Source organism: Polaromonas sp. P1_E3 (genome assembly GCF_056405935.1).
Window position 1 is genome coordinate 1 of sequence record NZ_JBFUBD010000552.1, and the last position, 2,270, is coordinate 2,270.

At 57.1% G+C, this 2,270-nt stretch carries 2 protein-coding genes and 2 pseudogenes; all 4 read right to left on the reverse strand.

The window, feature by feature from the left end; genetic code table 11:
- The coding region (locus AC1D0Z_RS21580) for an ABC transporter permease subunit (RefSeq protein WP_477660201.1) at window positions 1–326 on the reverse strand (326 nt) is incomplete at its 3' end.
- 149 nt (window positions 327–475) lie between these two features.
- A pseudogene (locus tag AC1D0Z_RS21585) lies at window positions 476–1,483 on the reverse strand (ABC transporter substrate-binding protein); the annotation flags it as partial.
- Window positions 1,484–1,538: 55 nt separating this feature from the next.
- Window positions 1,539–2,123: an amino acid synthesis family protein gene (locus AC1D0Z_RS21590; RefSeq protein ID WP_477660200.1), complete on the reverse strand. Its 585-nt coding sequence runs from the start codon at window positions 2,121–2,123 to the stop codon at window positions 1,539–1,541.
- 46 nt (window positions 2,124–2,169) lie between these two features.
- Window positions 2,170–2,270: pseudogene (locus AC1D0Z_RS21595) on the reverse strand (amino acid synthesis family protein); the annotation flags it as partial.

Genomic DNA, 2,270 nt, shown 5'->3' on the forward strand with positions numbered 1-2,270 from the left:
ACCAGGCCCAGTGCGAACGTGGCAAGCAACTGAAAGAGTTCCGGAGCGCGGTATATACGCCGAAGCAACAATACCTCGACCAGAGCGCCGAGAATACCCACAGCGAATGCAGCAATCAGCAAGGAAGGCCAGAAACCCACGGTGTTGCCGAGAGCACTGACTAATGAGTAGGCAACGTAGATGCCCACCATGAAAAAAGACCCATGTGCAAAGTTGACAATCCGCGTGACACCAAAAATCAGCGACAGACCGGCGGCCACCAGAAACAGCGACGATGCGCCGGCCAGGCCGTTAAGCAATTGCACGATAAAGCCTGAAAAGCTCATGAACAAACCTTTTTCTCTGCGAGATGGCGTGACCAGCAAATAGCAGGTGGCGGGCGCAGCGTTGGCTTTACCCACGGGACCGGATGACCGGCAAGCGACACGGCGCCGCAGGAGGCGCGGGCACCGGCCACTGCGAACACGTCTCCGGTCTAGTCAGGAGCGCGCATCTTTTTCACTTCGGCATTGCTAGGCTGGACTTTTGAACCGTCGATATACCGGTAATCCACCATGACGCCCTTACCGCCTTCATTTTTTGTGCGCCCCACATAAGCTCCCATCGTGGACTGGTGGTCTTCGGAACGGAAAACCACGGGACCAAAGGGTGTTGTCACATKCAGGCCGCGGAARGCSGTGATCAGYTTYTCRGTRTCGGTKGAYTTGGCTTTTTTCATGCCTTCKGCCAGGGACTTGATGGCGCTRTARCCGACSACYGAGCCCAGGCGCGGATAGTCTTTGTATTTGCCGTGGTARGCSAGGAAGAAGGCCTTGTGTTCGGGCGTCTGGATACCGTACCAGGGATAGCCTGTCACCACCCAGCCGTTGGGCGTTTCTTCCTTGAGCGGATCGAGGTACTCGGGCTCACCCGTCAGCAGGCTGACAACCTCACGCCCCTGAAACAGGCCGCGGGTATTGCCTTCACGGACAAACTTCGAAAGGTCGGCACCGAAAAGAACATTGAAGATGGCATCGGGCTTTGCGTCGGCCATGGCCTGAACCACACTGCCCGAATCTACCTTGCCCAGCGGAGGCGCTTGTTCAGCCACGAACTCCACATCGGGCTGTGCGGCCTTCAACAAGGTTTTGAAGGTGGCTGCGGCAGACTGCCCATATTCGTAGTTAGGGTACACCACCGCCCATCGCTTTTTCTTCATCGCAGCGGCTTCGGGTACCAGCATGGCCACCTGCATATAAGTGGAGGTACGCAAACGGAAGGTGTAGCGATTGCCGTTTTGCCAGACGATTTTGTCTGTCAAAGGCTCGGCCGCCAGAAAGAAGAACTTCTTCTGCTTGGCGAAATCGGTCAACGCCAGGCCGATATTGGAAAGGAAAGAACCGGTGAGTACGTCGACCTTTTCGCGCGACACAAGTTCTTCGGCTGCGCGGACCGCATCGCCAGGGTTTGCGTTGTCGTCCCTAATAATCAGCTGGACCTTTTTCAGATGAAAGGCTATGGTGAGTTATTGGCAATGGACGATAGATGGGCAACCGGAGCTACCTTAACCCATCCTCTCCCTTGATTTCACTGGTTTGAAGCCCACCCACACGCGGCAGGGGCCGGCCGCTGTCCGTGACAACAACAGCAACCACAATTTCATTGGCCCGCGGGGCATCGGAAATGCGCGCCTCCATGGCATCAAAGTGGCTGCGCACGAATGCCGCGTCCTTATGTCCGAGCGGCACGTCAATGGCGGTGCCAAGGCCACCGCGCTTTTTGCTTGAGGGCACCAGTGCCGCGCCTTTTTCCACCGCCAGGCGCAGCGGTGCGCCCAGTTTGGGATGCAGGATCGCGGCCGCATGCTCGAGCTCGCCCGCCTCGCCCACGATGGCGGCTTTGCCGTAGCTATGGGCCTGACCCGGCGAAATCCCGAGGGCCTGCACGCATTTTTGCCCCAGCAACCCACCAAGCTCCTCACCAATGTCCATCAGCGCATCAAGTTTTTCCGCGTAGACCCCGGAAAAAGGATTTTCGATCACGGCCATCGCCAATGCCCTTCGTGTCGGCGGAGTGATGGTTTTCCCCATCTCGATATGCGTTTCGTCGATCTGCACAACAATTTTTCGAATCATGGCGGCCATAGTGTTTCCTTGTCTCAGTGCGTGCTAAGTATCTGGTGCATTGGCCTTAACGCAAACCATCCCATTTGGCAATGGCGCCGGCGGCCAGGCCACCCACCCGGGCATGGATGCGCGGCCCCGTGCTCATGACCAGGATAAAAACAATTT

Coding starts and splice junctions, on each gene's coding strand:
- AC1D0Z_RS21590 (WP_477660200.1), bottom strand. CDS start 2,123: ATGGCCGCCATGATTCGAAAAATTGTTGTGCAGATCGACGAAACGCAT.